The sequence below is a fragment of the Phytoactinopolyspora endophytica genome (assembly GCF_004138495.1).
Taxonomy (GTDB): domain Bacteria; phylum Actinomycetota; class Actinomycetes; order Jiangellales; family Jiangellaceae; genus Phytoactinopolyspora; species Phytoactinopolyspora endophytica.
In genome coordinates this window covers 190,254-190,534 of record NZ_ML142852.1, presented here as the reverse complement: position 1 = coordinate 190,534, position 281 = coordinate 190,254, and the positions used below count along the sequence as shown (strand labels likewise).

Below are 281 nucleotides of genomic sequence, written 5' to 3'. Positions count from 1 at the left end.
CGCCAAGTCCGATCCGCTGATCGGTCTGAAGGAGAACGTCATTCTCGGTAAGCTCATCCCGGCCGGTACCGGCTTGGCGCGGTACCGCAACCTCCGGGTGGAGCCGACCGAGGAGGCCAAGGCGGCCATGTACTCCATGGTCGACTACGGCGCGGACTACTCGGACTATGAGTTCGGGCAAGGCTCTGGCGAAGCAGTACGTCTCGAAGACTACGACTTCGGCTCGTACAGCTAGAGCCAGGCGGTGATAGGGTCAAAGCGAAGGCGTTGAAGTGTGCCTT

1 protein-coding gene is annotated in these 281 nt (G+C 61.2%); it reads left to right on the top strand.

Going from position 1 to position 281, the window contains the following annotated elements:
• On the top strand, positions 1-235 hold a 235-nt coding region (locus ELR45_RS40640), incomplete at its 5' end, for a hypothetical protein (RefSeq protein WP_240759365.1).
• Between the last annotated feature and the right edge of the window lie 46 nt (positions 236-281).